The sequence below is a fragment of the Pseudomonas sp. JL3 genome, from assembly GCF_031570575.1.
Classification (GTDB): Bacteria; Pseudomonadota; Gammaproteobacteria; order Pseudomonadales; family Pseudomonadaceae; genus Aquipseudomonas; species Aquipseudomonas cucumis.
The window spans coordinates 78,396-95,175 of the sequence record NZ_JAKWJK010000020.1; the positions used below are offsets into that span (position 1 = coordinate 78,396).

General features: G+C 58.8%; 18 protein-coding genes and 1 pseudogene. 9 read left to right on the forward strand and 10 right to left on the reverse strand.

What is annotated here, in order from left to right; translation table 11 throughout:
* Nucleotides 1–129 precede the first annotated feature (129 nt).
* Both MMG91_RS25195 and MMG91_RS25200 read right to left on the reverse strand, forming a co-directional pair.
* Nucleotides 130–1,113, reverse strand: coding sequence for a TauD/TfdA family dioxygenase (locus MMG91_RS25195; RefSeq protein WP_310661044.1), 984 nt, complete (start codon nucleotides 1,111–1,113; stop codon nucleotides 130–132).
* Between the two features lie 41 nt (nucleotides 1,114–1,154).
* Nucleotides 1,155–1,895, reverse strand: coding sequence for an alpha/beta fold hydrolase (locus MMG91_RS25200; protein ID WP_310661045.1), 741 nt, complete (start codon nucleotides 1,893–1,895; stop codon nucleotides 1,155–1,157).
* Nucleotides 1,896–2,110: 215 nt separating this feature from the next.
* On the opposite strand from MMG91_RS25200, the gene MMG91_RS25205 reads away from it, so the two are divergent.
* Nucleotides 2,111–3,934 carry a glycoside hydrolase family 15 protein gene (locus tag MMG91_RS25205; RefSeq protein ID WP_310661046.1) on the forward strand — a complete coding sequence of 608 codons (1,824 nt, stop codon included), beginning with the start codon at nucleotides 2,111–2,113 and terminating at the stop codon, nucleotides 3,932–3,934.
* Between the two features lie 158 nt (nucleotides 3,935–4,092).
* Here the strand turns inward: MMG91_RS25205 and MMG91_RS25210 are convergent, their stop codons facing one another.
* Nucleotides 4,093–4,467, reverse strand: coding sequence for a DUF6124 family protein (locus MMG91_RS25210; protein ID WP_310661047.1), 375 nt, complete (start codon nucleotides 4,465–4,467; stop codon nucleotides 4,093–4,095).
* Nucleotides 4,468–5,163: 696 nt separating this feature from the next.
* Here MMG91_RS25210 and MMG91_RS25215 point away from each other — a divergent pair.
* Both MMG91_RS25215 and MMG91_RS25220 read left to right on the forward strand, forming a co-directional pair.
* Nucleotides 5,164–5,553, forward strand: a complete 390-nt coding sequence (locus MMG91_RS25215; RefSeq protein WP_310661048.1) for a hypothetical protein — start codon at nucleotides 5,164–5,166, stop codon at nucleotides 5,551–5,553.
* 36 nt (nucleotides 5,554–5,589) lie between these two features.
* Nucleotides 5,590–5,694: pseudogene (locus MMG91_RS25220) on the forward strand (alpha/beta hydrolase); the annotation flags it as partial.
* On the opposite strand, the gene MMG91_RS25225 reads toward MMG91_RS25220, so the two are convergent.
* Nucleotides 5,663–6,655 carry a GlxA family transcriptional regulator gene (locus tag MMG91_RS25225; protein ID WP_310661049.1) on the reverse strand — a complete coding sequence of 331 codons (993 nt, stop codon included), beginning with the start codon at nucleotides 6,653–6,655 and terminating at the stop codon, nucleotides 5,663–5,665. The pseudogene MMG91_RS25220 and the gene MMG91_RS25225 sit on opposite strands and share 32 nt — an antisense overlap.
* 91 nt (nucleotides 6,656–6,746) lie before the next feature.
* On the opposite strand from MMG91_RS25225, the gene inhA reads away from it, so the two are divergent.
* Nucleotides 6,747–7,433 (forward strand): isonitrile hydratase, encoded by a 687-nt coding sequence (inhA, locus tag MMG91_RS25230; RefSeq protein ID WP_310661050.1) that lies wholly within the window; start codon nucleotides 6,747–6,749, stop codon nucleotides 7,431–7,433.
* 40 nt (nucleotides 7,434–7,473) lie between these two features.
* Here the strand turns inward: inhA and MMG91_RS25235 are convergent, their stop codons facing one another.
* From MMG91_RS25235 to MMG91_RS25245, 3 genes are read right to left on the reverse strand one after another with little or no spacing between them, the layout of a single operon-like run.
* A complete protein-coding gene (locus MMG91_RS25235) occupies nucleotides 7,474–8,310 on the reverse strand; it encodes an SDR family NAD(P)-dependent oxidoreductase (protein ID WP_310661051.1) in 837 nt (278 codons plus the stop codon).
* A 53-nt stretch (nucleotides 8,311–8,363) separates the two neighbouring features.
* Nucleotides 8,364–8,621 (reverse strand): Atu4866 domain-containing protein, encoded by a 258-nt coding sequence (locus MMG91_RS25240; protein WP_305446306.1) that lies wholly within the window; start codon nucleotides 8,619–8,621, stop codon nucleotides 8,364–8,366.
* Between the two features lie 31 nt (nucleotides 8,622–8,652).
* Nucleotides 8,653–9,390: an SDR family oxidoreductase gene (locus tag MMG91_RS25245; protein WP_305502684.1), complete on the reverse strand. Its 738-nt coding sequence runs from the start codon at nucleotides 9,388–9,390 to the stop codon at nucleotides 8,653–8,655.
* Nucleotides 9,391–9,593: 203 nt separating this feature from the next.
* On the opposite strand from MMG91_RS25245, the gene MMG91_RS25250 reads away from it, so the two are divergent.
* The gene (locus tag MMG91_RS25250) at nucleotides 9,594–10,523 is read left to right on the forward strand and encodes an AraC family transcriptional regulator (protein WP_310661052.1); all 930 of its coding nucleotides are present in this window, start codon (nucleotides 9,594–9,596) and stop codon (nucleotides 10,521–10,523) included.
* Nucleotides 10,524–11,056: 533 nt separating this feature from the next.
* Here MMG91_RS25250 and MMG91_RS25255 read toward each other — a convergent pair.
* The gene (locus MMG91_RS25255; protein ID WP_007907615.1) at nucleotides 11,057–11,542 is read right to left on the reverse strand and encodes an SRPBCC family protein; all 486 of its coding nucleotides are present in this window, start codon (nucleotides 11,540–11,542) and stop codon (nucleotides 11,057–11,059) included.
* A 198-nt stretch (nucleotides 11,543–11,740) separates the two neighbouring features.
* Here MMG91_RS25255 and MMG91_RS25260 point away from each other — a divergent pair, with 198 nt between their 5' ends.
* The 4 genes from MMG91_RS25260 to MMG91_RS25275 all read left to right on the forward strand — a co-directional run bounded on the left by MMG91_RS25260 (nucleotide 11,741) and on the right by MMG91_RS25275 (nucleotide 13,987).
* Nucleotides 11,741–12,688: an ADP-ribosylglycohydrolase family protein gene (locus MMG91_RS25260; protein ID WP_310661056.1), complete on the forward strand. Its 948-nt coding sequence runs from the start codon at nucleotides 11,741–11,743 to the stop codon at nucleotides 12,686–12,688.
* Nucleotides 12,681–13,079: a GFA family protein gene (locus MMG91_RS25265; RefSeq protein WP_310661053.1), complete on the forward strand. Its 399-nt coding sequence runs from the start codon at nucleotides 12,681–12,683 to the stop codon at nucleotides 13,077–13,079. The genes MMG91_RS25260 and MMG91_RS25265 overlap by 8 nt, the downstream gene beginning before the upstream one ends.
* A gap of 102 nt (nucleotides 13,080–13,181) precedes the next feature.
* Entirely contained in the window at nucleotides 13,182–13,583 is a 402-nt protein-coding gene (locus MMG91_RS25270; protein WP_310661054.1) for a lysozyme inhibitor LprI family protein, read from the forward strand.
* A 149-nt stretch (nucleotides 13,584–13,732) separates the two neighbouring features.
* The gene (locus tag MMG91_RS25275; protein ID WP_305449834.1) at nucleotides 13,733–13,987 is read left to right on the forward strand and encodes a DUF1652 domain-containing protein; all 255 of its coding nucleotides are present in this window, start codon (nucleotides 13,733–13,735) and stop codon (nucleotides 13,985–13,987) included.
* A 51-nt stretch (nucleotides 13,988–14,038) separates the two neighbouring features.
* Here the strand turns inward: MMG91_RS25275 and MMG91_RS25280 are convergent, their stop codons facing one another.
* The gene (locus tag MMG91_RS25280) at nucleotides 14,039–14,395 is read right to left on the reverse strand and encodes a hypothetical protein (RefSeq protein WP_305446312.1); all 357 of its coding nucleotides are present in this window, start codon (nucleotides 14,393–14,395) and stop codon (nucleotides 14,039–14,041) included.
* 276 nt (nucleotides 14,396–14,671) lie between these two features.
* Entirely contained in the window at nucleotides 14,672–16,564 is a 1,893-nt protein-coding gene (mrdA, locus tag MMG91_RS25285; protein ID WP_310661055.1) for a penicillin-binding protein 2, read from the reverse strand.
* Nucleotides 16,565–16,780 lie beyond the last annotated feature (216 nt).

Here is a 16,780-nt window from a genome sequence, read left to right on the forward strand (position 1 = left end):
GGCCCAACGGTTAATTCCGCTCCCACAGGTTCCGCATCAGGCATTAGACCCAACAGTGGACAGCGCACAAAAACGCCGAAGCCGGTGCAAGACCAGCTTCGGCGACAGGCGTGTCAGGGCGCTTTCAGTTCAGCGCGCGTCCTGGGAATGCCCTTCGGCCATCGCGACAATCACCTTGCGCTTGCCTTCGAAGGGCGCGCGGGCGTGGGCCGAGAGCATGTTGTCGAGCATCAGCACATCGCCCTCCTGCCAGGGAAAGCTGATGGCGCAGTCATCGAGCACGGCGCGAATTCCATTAAGCACTTCATCCTCGATGGGCGAGCCGTCGCCGTAATAGACGTTACGCGGCAGGTCTTCCTCGTCGACGATGTCCAGCAGGGTTTCGCGCACCTCCGGCTGAAGGTTGGATATGTGGAACAGGTGAGCCTGATTGAACCAGACCCAATCGCCGGTCACCGGATGCCGCGCCACCGCCTGGCAGGTCTGGCGGGTGCGCAATTCTCCGTCGTCCTTCCACTCGCAAATGATGCCGTGGGCCTTGCAGTAGGCCTCGGCCACCGCGCGGTCCTGGGTGTTGAACACTTGCTCCCAGGCCACGTCCAGCCCGTTACCGAAATTGCGCACGTACATCAGGCCTTTGTTGACGAAGCGCTCGCGGATCGCCACAGGCATGCGGCGATAGACTTCCCGGCTGTCGGCAATCGGCGTTTCACCGCCCGAGGTGGCGGCGATCATGCTGTAGAACCAGATTTTCATCGGCCAGTCCCGGGAGTAGGCCTGCTCGTTGTGCAACGGAATGCTCTGATGCGCCGGGTATTCGGTGGAGGTGTAGACCCCTTGGGTGACGTTGGTGCGCGGCGTCGAGCCGAACTCGTAATTGAGCAGCGGATGGCCGAAGCCGGCGGCGAATTGGCGGAACTGCTCGGCGCCATCCAGCTGGAACCCGCGAAACAGAATGCCGCCGTCACGCAGCAAATGCTCATCCACCAGCTCATTCAATTCATCGAACACCGCCAACAGGCTGGTATTCGGCTCGGTCGCCTCCACCAACAGCGGCAAACGACCCCGCGCCGGCAGCAACGGCCGCACGGCAAAACCCACAGCAACACCCATGACGGGCCTCCTGTTAACACCGATAAAGTGAACCGCGCGCGTTAAAAAACCGGCGCGGCCAGTTGCGCATGACGGCGCTGATGGACTTCCAGATGATTCTTGATAATCCGGATCACTTTGGCTTCATGCTCATGAATGAAGAAATGCCCGCCGGTCATCATGTCCACCGAGAAACTGCCCAGGGTTTCCTGGCTCCAACCGATCAATTGCTCGGTGGTAGCCTTGTCTTCCTTGCCGCCGAGCACATGCACGGGGCACTTGAGCAGCGGGCGCTGCATCGGACGGAAGCGCCCGCAGAGCATGAAATCGGCGCGCAGGATCGGCAGCGTCAGGCTCATCAACTCCTGATTGGCCAACACAGCCTCGCTGGTGCCCTGGAAAGTGCGCAGTTGCTCGATCAACTGTTCGTCAGTCTGGGGCTCGGCGAAGCCACGGTCATAGTCGCTGCGCATGGTCGGGGCGGCCGTGCCTGAAGCAAACAGCGCCACCGGCTCAGGAGCACCGAGGGCACGAAAGGCGTGAGCCATCTCGCAGGCCAGCAACGCCCCCAGGCTGTGACCGAACAAGGCGTATGGGCCGTGCAAGGACGGCTTGTGTTCCCTGGCCAATTGCAGGGCCAGGGCGCGCATATCGGTCTGCAAGGGTTCGTCGTAACGGGCGCCCCGCCCTGGCAACTCCACCGGCTGCAAGTGCAGCCACGGCGGCAACTGGCGCCGCCAACGGCTATAAACCATGGCGCTGGCGCCCGAATAGGGCAGGCACAGCAGTGTCAGCTTTGTCACCGCACTTACCTCAATTGGTTATCTGTTTAGGAGAACGGATGGGGTGCGATGAGAATTAGTCTGTGGGGTTAACGCACGCTTTGTAGCAGCTGCCGAGCCTGCGAGCCTGCGTCGAATTGTTGGTTGAGTGTGAACGGCAGTTTGCCGGCAAATGAACTCTCTGTAGCTCAAACCGGTCAGCTAGTTAGGCCCTCAGCCCCCGGAGCACTGCAGCAATGGCTGATCATTCCGAACGACAAAGCGCCATCGACGCCCACGGCATCATTGGCGACATGCGCAGCGCGGCGCTGGTCAACGACAAGGGCAGCGTGGATTTTTTCTGCTGGCCGGAATTCGATAGCCCGTCGATCTTCTGCGCGCTGCTGGACAGCCCCGAAGCCGGCATTCTTCAACTGGCCCCGGACCTGCCCGACGCCCGCCGCGAGCAGATCTACCTGCCCGACACCAACGTCCTGCAAACCCGCTGGCTCAGCGATCATGCGGTGGTCGAAGTCACCGACCTGCTGCCCATCGGTGACAGCGAAGATGATTTGCCGATGTTGATGCGCCGGGTGCGCGTGGTCAGCGGTCAAGCGACGATTCAGATGTTGTGCAACCTGCGTCATGACTATGCGCGGGCTCCCACCAAGGCCCGGGCGCGTGGTCAGAGTGTGTATTTCGAGGCCTCCGGGCAGCCGCCCATGCAGCTGTGTTCGGATCAGCCCTTGCGCGTCGAAGGCAATGCAGCGATTGCCGAATTCACCCTCGAACAGGGCCAGAGCGCCGAGTTTCTGCTCGGCGGCGTTGACGATCCGCGCTTCAAGGAAGGCGCCGCCGATCTGTGCCTGGAGCGCACTCTGAAGTTCTGGCGCGACTGGATCGGCCAGTCCAATTACCGCGGGCGCTGGCGGGAAATGGTCAATCGCTCGGCCCTGGCGCTGAAACTGCTGACCTCGCGCAAACACGGCGCCATCCTCGCCGCCGCCACCTTCGGCCTGCCGGAAACACCCGGCGGCGCACGCAACTGGGACTACCGCTACACCTGGATCCGCGATGCCTCGTTTACCGTCTATGCCTTCATGCGCCTGGGCTTCGTCGAGGAAGCCAATGCTTATATGCGCTGGCTGCGTGGCAGGGTCAGTGATTGCCGCGGCAAGCCGATGAAACTCAATATTCTGTATGCCATCGACGGCCGCCAGGAGTTGCCGGAAGTCGAACTGGCGCACTTGTCCGGCCATGGCGGCGCGACGCCGGTACGCATCGGCAATCAGGCCTACGAGCAAATCCAGCTCGACATCTTCGGCGAGTTGTTGGACGCGGTGTACCTGGTCAACAAGTACGGTGAGGCGATCTCCCACGAAGGCTGGAAACACACCGTGGAAGTGGTCGATCAGGTCTGCGAAACCTGGCAGCAAAAAGACGTCGGCATCTGGGAAATGCGCGGCGAGCGGTATGATTTCCTGCACTCGCGATTGATGTGCTGGGTGGCGCTGGATCGGGCCATCCGGCTAGCCTCCAAACGCTCGCTGCCCGCCCCGTTCGCCCGTTGGGACCAGACTCGTCAAGCGATCTACAGCGATATCTGGAGCAACTTCTGGAACGAAGAACGCGGGCATTTCGTCCAGCACATCGGCGGCACTGGCCTCGATGGTTCGATGCTGCTGATGCCGCTGGTGCGCTTCGTCAGCGCCAAGGATCCGCGCTGGATTGCGACCCTTGAAGCCATCGAGAAAAACCTGGTGCGCGCGGGCATGGTCTACCGCTACCGCAACGACGACAGCCAGATCGACGGCCTGCCCGGCACCGAAGGCGCCTTCGCCGCCTGCTCGTTCTGGTACGTCGAATGCCTGGCCCGGGCCGGTCAGGTAGAAAAGGCGCATCTGGAGTTCGAGCAATTGCTGAAGTATGCCAACCCGTTGGGGTTGTACGCCGAAGAGTTCGACAGCCACGCCCGACACCTGGGCAACACTCCGCAAGCATTGACGCATCTGGCGCTGATCAGCGCGGCGAGCTTTCTGAACAGGAAGCTGAGCGGGGAGAAAAACGTCTGGCAGCCTTGAGACCGAGGCGCCGCCATCGCGGGCAAGCCCGCTCCCACATTGATCTGTGGCGTTCACAAAACCTGTGGGAGCGGGCTTGCCCGCGATGGCGGTGTGTCAGACAACATCAATGGTGAATGTCACGACGCCTTCGCGAGCAAGCCCGTTCCCACAATGGATCAGCTGTGTGGCGCAGGCTTCGGTACGTCGACGTTATCCAGCACCCGGTTCACCGCCAGCTCGGCCAGCATGATCACCTGCTGAATCGCCAGGAGCGTATGCCGCTGCGGGGCGTCGACATACGCGGCAATGTCGCTGGTCATTACACTGGCCGAGGCCAGTGATTCGCAGACATGGGCCAGCAGACTTTCGTTATCCATATCCGGCGCAACCAGAAACATCCTGCTTGGCTTACGGCCTTCGGTTTTTTTCGGGGTAGGTTTGAGGTAGTGGTCGAGCGCGCGTTCGGCGGCGTCGTGGAGTTTTTTCGAATCGAGGGATTCGTAGGGGGAAACGTCGTCGGTTTCGGGGGGATTGGGACTGTCTTTTACCATGGTATAACTCCTGACATTCATGAAGCTCACCACCGTCGTGACCAAACGATGGGTGGTGGGCGGTACGCAGNAACGTCGTCGGTTTCGGGGGGATTGGGACTGTCTTTTACCATGGTATAACTCCTGACATTCATGAAGCTCACCACCGTCGTGACCAAACGATGGGTGGTGGGCGGTACGCAGGTTGGTCAACCGGGAAGTCAGGCACCCGGCGCACTCGAAAGTGCCCCGCGCACAGCCCACCGCGAAGCATACCGACAAGCACAAGAAAAAGCGCCGACATGCTCACGTTGGCGCTTGCACGCCTGACATTGCACGGGTGACCAAACCCGGTCGCTGAATTTGCAACGACCCCCAAAGCCTATCGGCTCCCTTTCCTAACCTACAACCGCCAAAACTCGTCGGAAATGTCCCCTTTTACGACGCTTTTTGTAGGATCCAAGCTTACAAGCAATGAACTTAAACACCCTCCGCCTGACACTACTGACGACCTGTGGCGAGGGAACTTGCCCCCTCGCCACAGGATCGTGTAGGCCAAACGCCTACAAACACCAAACAAACCTGCCCAATCAACACGCGGTAACTCTTTCCTACATCCGGAAATACCTTGTTGCCAGCACCTGCATCCATCCCTACCATCCACGCTCAACGGGCACAGCGGAGCTGTCCAACAAAACCCGAATTCAAGGAACCAGAATGACCCAGCGCATCCATCGCAGCATTGATACCCCACTCCGATCGGGCCTGAACAGGATTGAATTGTGGGAAGGCCCCGACAAAGGCTTGATCAAATGCTGGGAAATCGGCCGTCAACGCGCCGCCCGCTTCCCCGACCTCGCCCACCAATGCCTCATCGGCGAACTCCCGGTGCTGGGCTGGAAAGGTGGCGTCAGCCGCAGCCTGAAGAAACTCGAAAAATACGGAAGTCTGAAATACCTTGCCCAATGGCAGGGGTTGCGCGGGGAAGATCTGGATATTGATCTGAGCGCGGAACGGGCACTGACCTGTTCCCGGACCAAAATGGTCGTGACATTTACGCCGGATCGGTCGAAGTATTTCAACCAGGTGGCGGACGTGGAAGCCTGAGAAGCAAGACCTCAGGTCAATCTGAATCAGCCGTTGACCGGCCCTTATGAACGCCGAGTGCTGACGGGCGTCGGCCATAACATTCCCGAGGAAGCGCCCGAAGCGACGCTCAAGGCATTACTGGATCTGCTGAAGGGCTGACGGAAAACCGCTCGCGATAGGCTTGCGGTGTCACGCCCATGGCCCGCAAAAAACTGCGGCGCAAGGTCTCTTCGCTGCCAAACCCGCACTGCACCGCGACCCGTTTGATCGGTACGCCGGTGTCGCTCAGTAGCCGTCGTGCAGTCTCGACCCGAATCAGTTCGATGGCCCGCGCCGGGGTCTGGCCGGTGTCGGCGCGGTAATGACGTACGAAGCTGCGCTCGCTCATCCCGGCCTGCAAGGCCAAGGTCGGGATGCCGAGGTCCTTGGTGAGGTTTTCGCTGATCCAGGCATGAAGTTCGTCGAAACGATTACCTTCTTTCTGTAAAGACAGGGTCACGCTGAACTGTGACTGGCCCCCCGGACGCTTGAGAAACACCACCAGTTGCCGGGCGACGTCCAGGGCCATGGTTCGGCCGAGGTCTTCCTCGACCATCGCCAGGGCCAGGTCGATGCCCGCAGTGACCCCGGCCGAGGTCCAGACCGGGCCGTCGTTGATGAAAATAGGGTTGGGTTCGACCTGGAGTTTGGGATGCTGGTGCGCCAATTGCTCGCAACGGCTCCAGTGCGTGACCACCCGCCGGCCATCGAGCCAACCGCTGGCCGCCAGCAAAAACGCCCCGGTACACACCGACGACACCCGCCGACACCCCGTCGCGTGCTCACGCACCCAGGCCACCAGCGGCTCGTCTTTCGCCGCCGCGTAAACGCCCCAGCCACCGGCAATGATCAAGGTGTCACTGCCCTGATCCGGCAGCGGCTCGGCCAACAACGCCAACCCCGCCGACGACATCACCGCCCCGCCACCACTGGCAATCACCGACGGCGCATAGGGTGGCGGCAAACCTTGCTGGCGAGCAATGTCGTTGGCCGAGGCGAACACCTGCAACGGCCCGGTGACGTCGAGCAATTGCACATTGGCAAAGGCCAGCACATGAATGGTTTTCGGGTTGTTTGGCATGTTTGGCGTAATTCGTGGGGTTATTGGCGTATGCGCCAGATCCTACGAGCCTACAGTGAAGCCGTCCACCCCAATCAGGAGAAAAAACGCCATGACGTTGCAGATCGGTTTTCTGTTGTTTCCACAGGTTCAACAACTGGACCTGACCGGCCCTTATGACGTGCTGGCCTCGCTGCCGGACGTGAAGGTGCACCTGATCTGGAAGGACCTGGTCCCGATCACCGCAAGCACCGGGCTGGTGCTGAAACCGACCATCACCTTCGACGATTGCCCGCCACTGGACGTGATCTGCATTCCCGGCGGCAGCGGCGTCGGGCCGTTGATGGAGGATGATGAAACTCTAGACTTCATCAAGGTGCAGGCCGCTAACGCGAAGTATGTCACTTCGGTTTGCACCGGTGCGCTGGTGCTTGGCGCGGCGGGGTTGCTCAAAGGCAAACGCGCCACCACTCACTGGGCGTATCACGAATTACTCGGGGTTTTAGGAGCGATCCCGGTGAAGGATCGAGTGGTACGCGACGGCAATTTGCTGACCGGTGGCGGGATCACCGCGGGGATCGATTTTGCCCTGAGCCTGGCTGCTGAATTGTTCGATAAGGACACGGCGCAACTGGTGCAGTTGCAGCTGGAATATGCCCCAGCACCGCCCTTTGCTTCGGGCAGTCCCGAGACAGCGCCGGTCAGCGTGCTGGATGAAGCCCGAAAGCGCGCTGCCGGATCGTTGAAATTGCGCTCGGAAATCACCGAACGCGCAGCGGCGAAACTCGACCGTCAGTAAAAAAAATGGCTGCGGGAGCCATCGCCCCCGCAGCCAGTACTCAGGCCGGAAAATCCGTCGCCAGCGATGTGGCTTTCCACTGGTTCAAGTCCTGCTGCACCTGTGCGATTTTCTGTTGCGCCAGGTCAACCGCAATCTGGCCCATGAACAAGTGCAGCGGTGGCTCGCTGACGTTGGCCGCCTGGATGATTGCCAAGGCAATCTTGTCCGGGTCGCCGGCCTGCTGACCATCAAGGGTGTTCTGGTGCAGGTCCAGTGAGGCTTGCGCGGCGGTGTAATCATCGATCCTGCGCTCGGCAACGGCCAGCGACGCGCTGGACAGGAATCCCGTACGCACCGGTCCCGGATAAACCACGGTGGCCTTGATTCCCAACTCCTGAGCTTCTGCCGCCAGCGCTTCGGTCACGCCACCTAGGGCGAATTTGCTCGCCACGTAACTGCCCCAACCGGCATAACCGCCATCGAAGCCAACGATCGACGAGATATTGATCACGTGCCCACTGCGCTGCGCCCGCAACTGCGGCAAGGCGTGACGCAATACATTGAGCGGCGCAAACAGATTCACATCGAAATTGCGCCGCAATTCGCTGTCCGACAGCGCTTCGAAGGTGCCCTGCTGGCCGTAACCGGCGCAGTTGACGACGACATCAAGGCTGCCGAAGACTTCAACGGTGCTTGCGATAGCGCTGGCCACGCTGGATTCATTCATCAAGTCGACTTGCAATGGCAGAAAGCGCTCGCTGGCGGCCTGCAGCTCCCCGAGGTTACGGGAGGTGGCGGCGACGCGATCCCCCAAGGCCAACACCTGTTGCGCGAGGGCCAAGCCGAGGCCCTTGGAGGCGCCGGTGATAAACCAGATTTTAGGAGAGTTTTTCATGAGTAGGTTCCTCTGTTTCAGTGCATGACTTGCTCGATAAAAACGATGACGCGTCATTCCGGCCGGCGGTACAGCACCATCCCGGCGTGATAGAGCACCCCGTCGCGAAAGTCGCCATCAGCCGTGAAACCGGTGTCGTCGACGTATTCGATGTGGTCACCCTCCAGCCAATAGCGCCCCAGATAAGCGCTTTCCCGCCGGCCGCGCGCTTCGTCGTAGCGGCCGCCGGGCAGCAGTTGGTGGCGGATCACGCCGTCAGCGGTGACCCATAGCCCGACGTATTTGTCTTGATTGCCTGATGTTTTAGTCATTTCAGCTCTCCCGACTTCGACAGGTGACGATTCAGAACGGACTGGCCGTCGGCCGCACGATCAATTCGCTGACATCCACATCGGCCGGCTGATCGATGGCGTAGGCAATGGCCCGGGCGATAGCCTCGGCAGGAATGGCAATCTTGCGGAATTCACGCATTTCGGCGCGGCCACCGGCATCGGAAATGCTCTCGGCCAGCTCGGATTCGGTCACGCCGGGGGAAATCACCGTGACTCGCACATCGCCACCGACCTCCTGGCGCAAGCCTTCGGAAATCGCCCGCACGGCGAATTTGGTGGCGCAATACACGGCGGCGGTCGGGCTGACGGTGTAGGCACCGATGGAGGCAATGTTGATGAACTGGCCGCAGCGCTGACGCTGCATCAATGGCAACCCGGCAGCGATGCCGTGAAGGACGCCACGGATGTTGACGTCGATCATCCGGTCCCACTCCTCGACCTTCAGCGCCTCGAGTTTCGACAGGGGCATGACTCCGGCGTTGTTGACGATTACATCGACCCGGCCAAAGCGTTCGACGGCGAAATCGATGAAGGCCTGCACATCATCGCGGCGGGTGACGTCCACCGCCCTGAACGCTGCGCTCTGGTCGGCCGCGTTGAGTTCTGCAACCAGTGTTTCCAGGCGATCGACGCGCCGGGCACCGAGAACCACATGGGCGCCCTGACTGGCCAAAAGACGTGCACTGGCTTCGCCGATTCCACTGCTGGCACCGGTAATGACAACCACTTTGCCTTGAATGTTGGACATGACTTTTTCCTTATCTGGAAGCTGGAACATCCCGGATGGGGACGTTGCGACAGGTCCAGATTAGGGACGCTTCGATGGGTTTCGTTAGCCGGTTTCTCCTGGGTTCTTGCACGATCCTGTAGCAGCGAAACCGAGGCTGGTCGACACGCGCGCAATCGGTTTTACTAGCCCGATTCAACCATCGGCCCAGGAGATTGTTCAGCATGACGACTTCTATTTCCGCGAACGCCCAGGACGGCGTCGACGTTCGGCGCGCCGAACTGGTGAGCCTGATGAAGCGCTTTGCCCCGGAATACGGCGTTCACGCCACGCCGGTCAAGGACTTGCACCTGATCCGCAGCGACCATCCCACTGAAGATCTGCACACGGTGCACAAACCGGGACTGTGCGTGATTGTCGAGGGACGCAAGGAAGTACGCCTGGCCGCTGAAAGCTACATCTACGACCCGCTCAATTACCTGGTGGTGTCGGTCACCCTGCCCTTGGCCGGCAAAGTGATCGAGGCCAGCGCGGATCGGCCTTATCTGTGTCTGCGTCTGGACATCGACCCGGCGCAGATCTGCCGTTTGATCGCCGACGTCAGCCCGATTGGGGTGCCTGGCGTGAGGAATACTGGACGTGGGCTGTTTCTGGACCGGATCGACGCCCCCTTACTAGATGCCGTGTTGCGGCTACTGAGGTTGCTGGGAACACCGGACGACATCGCAACCCTGGCACCACTGGCGCAACAGGAAATTTTCTATCGGTTATTGCGCGGCGAGCAGGGTCAACGCTTGCATGAAATCGCCATCCCCGACACCCAGACCCACCGCATCAGCCGTGCTATCGAATGGCTGAACAGCCATTACGCCGAGCCCCTGAGCATCGAAAACCTGGCGCAGATGATCAATCTCAGTACCTCGGCGCTGCATCACCGCTTCAAATCGGTGACCGCCATGAGCCCATTGCAATACCAGAAGCAATTGCGCTTGCAGGAAGCGCGGCGGCTGCTGTTGTCGGAGAACAGCGACGTTTCGTCAGTCGGCTACAAAATGGGCTATGAAAGCCCTTCGCAATTCAGCCGTGAATACAGCCGTCTGTTTGGCGCCTCGCCGAGCAAGGACATCGCCCGACTACGCGCTCAGGCGATCTAGCGGTTCACGCAGACAGAATCAGGCAAATCAAAGGTAAAAAAAAACCCGCCTAAGCGGGTTTCTCAAGACCATTGCGACATCCTGTCGGCAGCCATCCTGGCATATGGTCGATCATCCGTGATCCTGAGCACTTCCTGTGCTTCAGTTGATGGATCCAGATTAGACGCATCTGTGAAGCATCAAAAGACGACATACCATCGACTACGTGTAAGCCATTGACCATTCAACGCTTGAAACTGCCCTTGTAGCAGCTGCTGTTTTCTGCGGACGAAAAAAAACCCGCCGAAGCGGGTTTTTCCCAAGACCATATCGACTCCCTGTCGGCAGCAATCCTTGCTATGGTCGATCGTCCGTGACCCTGGAGCACTTCCTGTGCTTCAGTTGATGAGGCTAGATTACGCTTGGGATCCAATCTCCAGTAGACGACATAGCTACTACCGCGTGTAAGACATTCGCTATAGCCGCCCTTCCGAAAACCCTTAGCCGAGCCCGTCATTATGCACTGAAGCCACGAGTTACGTGGCCTGCAGCTGTCAGCCGCCCTGACGCTCGTGGTCCTTGGTGTCTACCAGAAATTTTTCGATATTGCTCATCTGTTCATCCCAACCCCGGCTGTCCATGCGGAACGCCTTGAGCCTGCGTGACTGAGGGATGTGATCGAAACCGGACTCGACGACCGTCAACAACGTGCCTTCGTCCATATCCTGAAGTTCGAACTTCACCAGTGTGGTGGGCTCCTGGGAGTAATCGGTATCGGGTTCGACTGCATACGGGTGCCAGCGAAAAGAAAACACCCGCTCCGGCTCGACCCGCTCCACCAGTACATTCCACAACAAGTGCTCATAACCAGGATAAGTAATCTGCCCCTGGGTCCACTCGCCAGCGACAAAGCGCTTACCTTCGAGTGCCACGCCGAACCATTGCCCAAAGGCTTCGGCATTGGCCAGCACACGCCACACCTGCGAGCGCGGCACCTTAAGCAGGATTTTCCTTTCGATGCGATCTGATGCTGGGTTCATAAGTCATCTCCTGTATTGAACAGTAGGCCTGTAAAGCCCATAAGACCAACCTTAAAGTTGTATCAAACGGGTGCGGCAATCACCCGTACCTGAAATATTCGGCCTCAGTTTTGGCCATAAGTTCTGGTTTGAAGGGGGGAGTCAGCGGGCTGAAACTGCTAACGTTTGCAGCAAGGTGCCCCCTTACAAGGAAAATTCATGCAGCCTTCACTCACGGAACGTTATCGCGCAACCCTGCTGGGGCTTGCTTGTGGGGATGCCGTTGGAACCCGTGCCGAATTTCAGCCGCGCGGCTCGTTTACCCCTCTGACCGATATGGTTGGGGGCGGCCCTTTCAATCTGAAGCCAGGGCAATGGACCGATGACACTTCCATGGCACTTTGCCTGGCAGAAAGCCTGCTGAACAAAAAAGGTTTTGATGCGGCCGACCAAATGGGCCGTTATCTCAACTGGTGGCAATGGGGTTACCTGAGTTCGACCGGCGTATGCTTCGACATCGGCATGACCGTACGCGAAGCGCTGGCTCGTTATCAGGAAACCGGTCAACCATTCGCTGGATCCACCGATCCCTACACGGCCGGCAACGGCTCGCTGATGCGGTTAGCGCCAATAGTGTTGTACTACTTTCCCGATTCCGACCGGATCAGAACCTTTTCCGCAGACAGCTCGCGCACTACCCACGCGGCACCAGAGGCGCTTGAATGCTGTCAGTTGCTTGCCGATCTGATCCGCAAGGCATTGCAAGGCGCGCCCAAGCCGGATTTGCAGAGCCTGCCAGAGACGACGTTCGTGGAACCGAAGGTCGCGAGCATCGCACGAGGCGATTACCTCGGAAAATCCAAAGACGATATTCGCGGTACCGGTTACTGCGTTGCATCACTGGAAGCGGCCTTGTGGTGCTTTCACCACACTGACAGTTTTGAAGCCGCCATCCTCGAAGCCGCGAACCTGGGCGACGACGCCGATACCACTGCCGCCATCGTCGGCCAGTTGGCCGGGGCTCACTACGGTGTACAGGCCATCCCTGAAGGCTGGCTGGCGAAGTTGCACATGCGCGAAGATGTCGAGACCACGGCTGACGCCCTGCTTCGGGCCGCCGCCGCTGCCGACATCTCAGCCACACAACCAGGAAAGCCCCATGAATAATTTGCATGGCAGCTGCTTGTGCAAAGCCATCGAATACGAACTTGATAGCCTTGACATGCCCATCAGTCACTGCCACTGCCACACCTGCCGCAAGGCACATGCAGCAGCATTCGCCTCGACGGCCGGGGTCATGCGTGAGCATTTTCACTGGATAAAAGGACAGAATCGGCTAAGCACCTATGAGTCGTCGCCGGGCAAGCTTCGGCATTTCTGTTCGATCTGCGGATCGCATCTGATGGCAGAACGCTTGGCCCAAGCCCATGTAATCGTTCGCGTGGCGACTCTCGACGATGATCCGAAAACGACGCCTCAGGCTCATATCTGGACTTCCCATGACGTGTCCTGGCTTGAATATGAATCGAATGAGAGATGTCCGGAGTGGCAGACATAGTTTTCCGGATACACCATAAGGGCTACGTCAGACTCTGATTTGTTGGCTGGCGGAGCCCCGCTACACTGCCCCCCAACTTTCCATCACCACCGCGAGCCCACCATGCCCCCACGTTTTCTCCTTGCGCTGACGCCGCTGCTGTTCACTCCTATTGCGCATGCCATCGACTGCGACAATGCCACTGACCAGACGACGATGAATCAGTGCGCGGCGCAGCAGAACAAGACGACCGACAAAGAGCTGAATGCGCTTTACCAGCAAATCACAGCGCGATTGAAGGACAGCCCCGATACCAAAAAGCTGTTGGTCGGCGCTCAACGCTCGTGGATTGCATTTCGCGATGCCGAGTGCAAGTTTTCGGCGTCCGGGGTGGCGGGTGGCAGTGTGTATCCGCTGATCTACAGCAACTGCATCACCGAGCTGACGAAGGCGCGGGTCGAGGCTTTCAAGACTTACTTGAAGTGTCAGGAAGGGGATTTGAGTTGTCCGGTGCCTGGGGCTTGATGTGGTTTTGTCGCGAGTCGCGACAGCCGATGAGACGACGAGACCTGTTACGGTCTTGAGACACCCTCTATTCAGGATTAAAATTTTTGGGCTAAGGGTGAATGACGGAGCATTTGCCCGGCCACACATCTGGCGTGAGGGAGGTAGCGATGTTCCTTTCGACCCTGGAAATTCAAAACATCATTGAGCACAGTTTTCTGCCCGCCGTCTGCACTTGCAGCCTGGAAGCGGACCAGTCCATGACGATTCGTGTTTGCGATTGCATGACTGGCAAAGTGGATCTGGTGGCCACCCATGTTCCGGTATGGACATTGGACAGCCCCCACGCGATCGCATCGCTGCTGGCTGATATGCGGCAAGAAATCGCAGCTCACAAAGGCCAACATCCGAAGTTTTTCAGCTGAACCGGTGCGCGCCGCACCACGACGGTGGTGCGGCGCAAGTCCGTCGTCGGCTTATGACGGAATTTTTCGGGAAATTTCTTCAAATGTGGCGCTATCTACAGCCGCCAGGAACCTTCGGCCATCCTTGAGTGTAGCCAGAAAGGTCACTTCGGTTTCCTTGCCCGCCAACATGAAACCGGCAATTGCGCCGATCGGTCCCAGCAACATGGCACCCGCCACGCCGAAGCCGATAGCACCCTTAATGTTGTTGATCGAATCCTCATTGGCCACTTCTATGCGCTTGAACGATGAAAGCGGGAGGGTGATGCCGGGCCACGGGTGAATCGACGTCCTGAGCGTAAAAACGCCGTCTCTGTACTCTCCATCACCCTGCAGAAAGTCCCCCGCCAGGACCATTATGCTTGCCATTTTTTACCCTCTGACTGGCAATCGGTGAACAATCATTTCGCGCTTGCGCTCGAACGTCGTCAATCGGCGGGCGATGAAATGTTCCGAGCGGGGGTATCTGTGCTTGTCTCAAGCTGCAATAGCTGACGCAACATTCTGCAGATGGTTTCGTTCTGACGCGCTAAAAAGCCAAAAAATTTACGGGTTCGTGTGAAATCCGATGTCGTGGACCGTATTTTCTGGAAGCTTCCAGCACATGCTTGGTATTCGTGAGCCTGTACTGTGAAGCTTTCATGGTTAGACGTGAGAATCGCCCGGTGCTTTGCTCGGCACGGCGTATTGAGGCTTCAGGTGACCATCCTGATCGAGCAACCAGGCGTCCATGATTTTCCGTACTACGGGACCGGCGACGCGACCTCCGGCCTCGCCGTTTTCGATCATGACCGAGATGACAATTTTCGGATGTTCGGCCGGGGCGAAACCGACGAACAAGGCATTGTCACGGTTGCGCTCCGGAGTTTTCGCCCGGTTGTAGCGTTCACCCTGCTTGATCGCCACCACTTGCGCGGTCCCGCTCTTGCCGGCAATGCGGTACTGAGCCCCCGCCGCTGCCGCTCGGGCGATCCCGTGAGCATCGTGCATCACCATCTGCATGCCGTGATTGACCTGCTCCCAGTCATGCGGGTCCTTGAGCAGGATGTTCGGCTTCGGATGCTCGTCCACCGGCGCTAGGCCATCCACTGTTTTGGCCAGGTGTGGTCGGTTCCACACACCTTTGTTGGCGATCAGCGCGGTGGCTTGGGCCAGCTGCAGGGGCGTGACCTGCATGTAGCCCTGACCGATACCGAGGATCACTGTCTCGCCGGGGAACCACGACTGACGGCGTGTAGCGCGTTTCCAGGCCTGGGATGGCATCAACCCCGCAGACTCTTCGAACATGTCCAGCGAGACTTTCTCGCCGAGACCGAACATGGCCATGTAGTCATGCAGGCGATCGATACCCAGCTTGTGCGCCAGGTCGTAGAAATAGGTGTCGTTGGAGCGCATGATCGCCGCGTCCATGTCCACCCAACCATCGCCGCTGTGGTTCCAGCTACGGTATTTATGATCGAAATCCGGTAGCTGGTAATAACCCGGATCGAAGACGCGAGTCTGCGCAGTGACCACCCCGGCGTCGAGGCCGGCAATAGCTACTTCCGGCTTGATGGTCGAGCCCGGCGCGTAGAGCCCACGCAGCACACGATTGAACAGCGGCCGGTCGATAGAATCGTGCAGCGCCGCGTATTCCTTGAAGCTGATGCCTGTCACGAACATGTTCGGGTCGAAGCTTGGCTTACTGACCATGGCCAACACTTCACCGGTCGACGGGTCGAGAGCAACCACCGAGCCACGGCGATCACCCAACGCCTCCTCGGCTGCTTCCTGAAGTTTGACGTCGAGGCTCAGTACGATGTTTTTACCGGGGACCGGGTCGATGTGTTTGAGCACTCGCAGCACGCGGCCCTGAGCGTTGGTCTCGACTTCTTTATAACCCACATGGCCGTGTAACTCGGACTCGTAGAATTTCTCGATGCCGGTCTTGCCAATGGATTGGGTGCCACGGTATTCCACCGTATCCAGAGCCTTGGATTCTTTTTCGTTGATGCGGCCGACGTAGCCGATCGAGTGTGCGAAGTGTGTGCCCATCGGGTAGTGGCGAACGAACTGTGGCTCTACGTCGATCCCTGGCAAACGGAATTCGTTGACTGCCAACACCGCGATCTGTTCTTCGCTGAGTTCATAGAACAAGGTGACGGGCACGAAGGGATGTCGAGCCTGCTTCATCGCCTTGTCGAACAGCGTGCGGTCTTCAGCCGGCAAGTGCAGGAGGTTGACTACATCATCCAACTCTTCTTTGACATCGGAGGCGCGTTCGCGGGTGATGGTCAGGTTGTAACTGGGCCGGTTATCCGCCAGAAGCACACCGTTGCGGTCATAAATCAACCCGCGGGTGGGGGCAATCGGCAATACGTGTACACGGTTGTTTTCGGAGATCGTCGAGTGGTAGTCGTATTCGACCACCTGCAGAACATACAGCCGCACCACCAGCGCACAGGTAATAGCGACGACGAACAAGGCGCAGGCCATCAGTCTTTTGTTGACCAGGCGCGTCTCTTTTTCGTGGTCCTTGATTGGTATCGGTTCAGGCATTTCTGCGGCAACTCTTTGACTGTAGAGGAGGTGCCGATCCATGGGCTTGAAATCAGCCCGTGAAAAAGGGCTGCACCATTCCAAAAACGGCGTGGCTACTTTAGCCCCCGTTCTCCCGAAACTTCATGAACAATGCAGCTGTTACCCAAAATAGCTACCACGGCACTTTCCTCCAGGCAAAACAAAACCCCTACCTGCATACGCAGATAGGGGTTT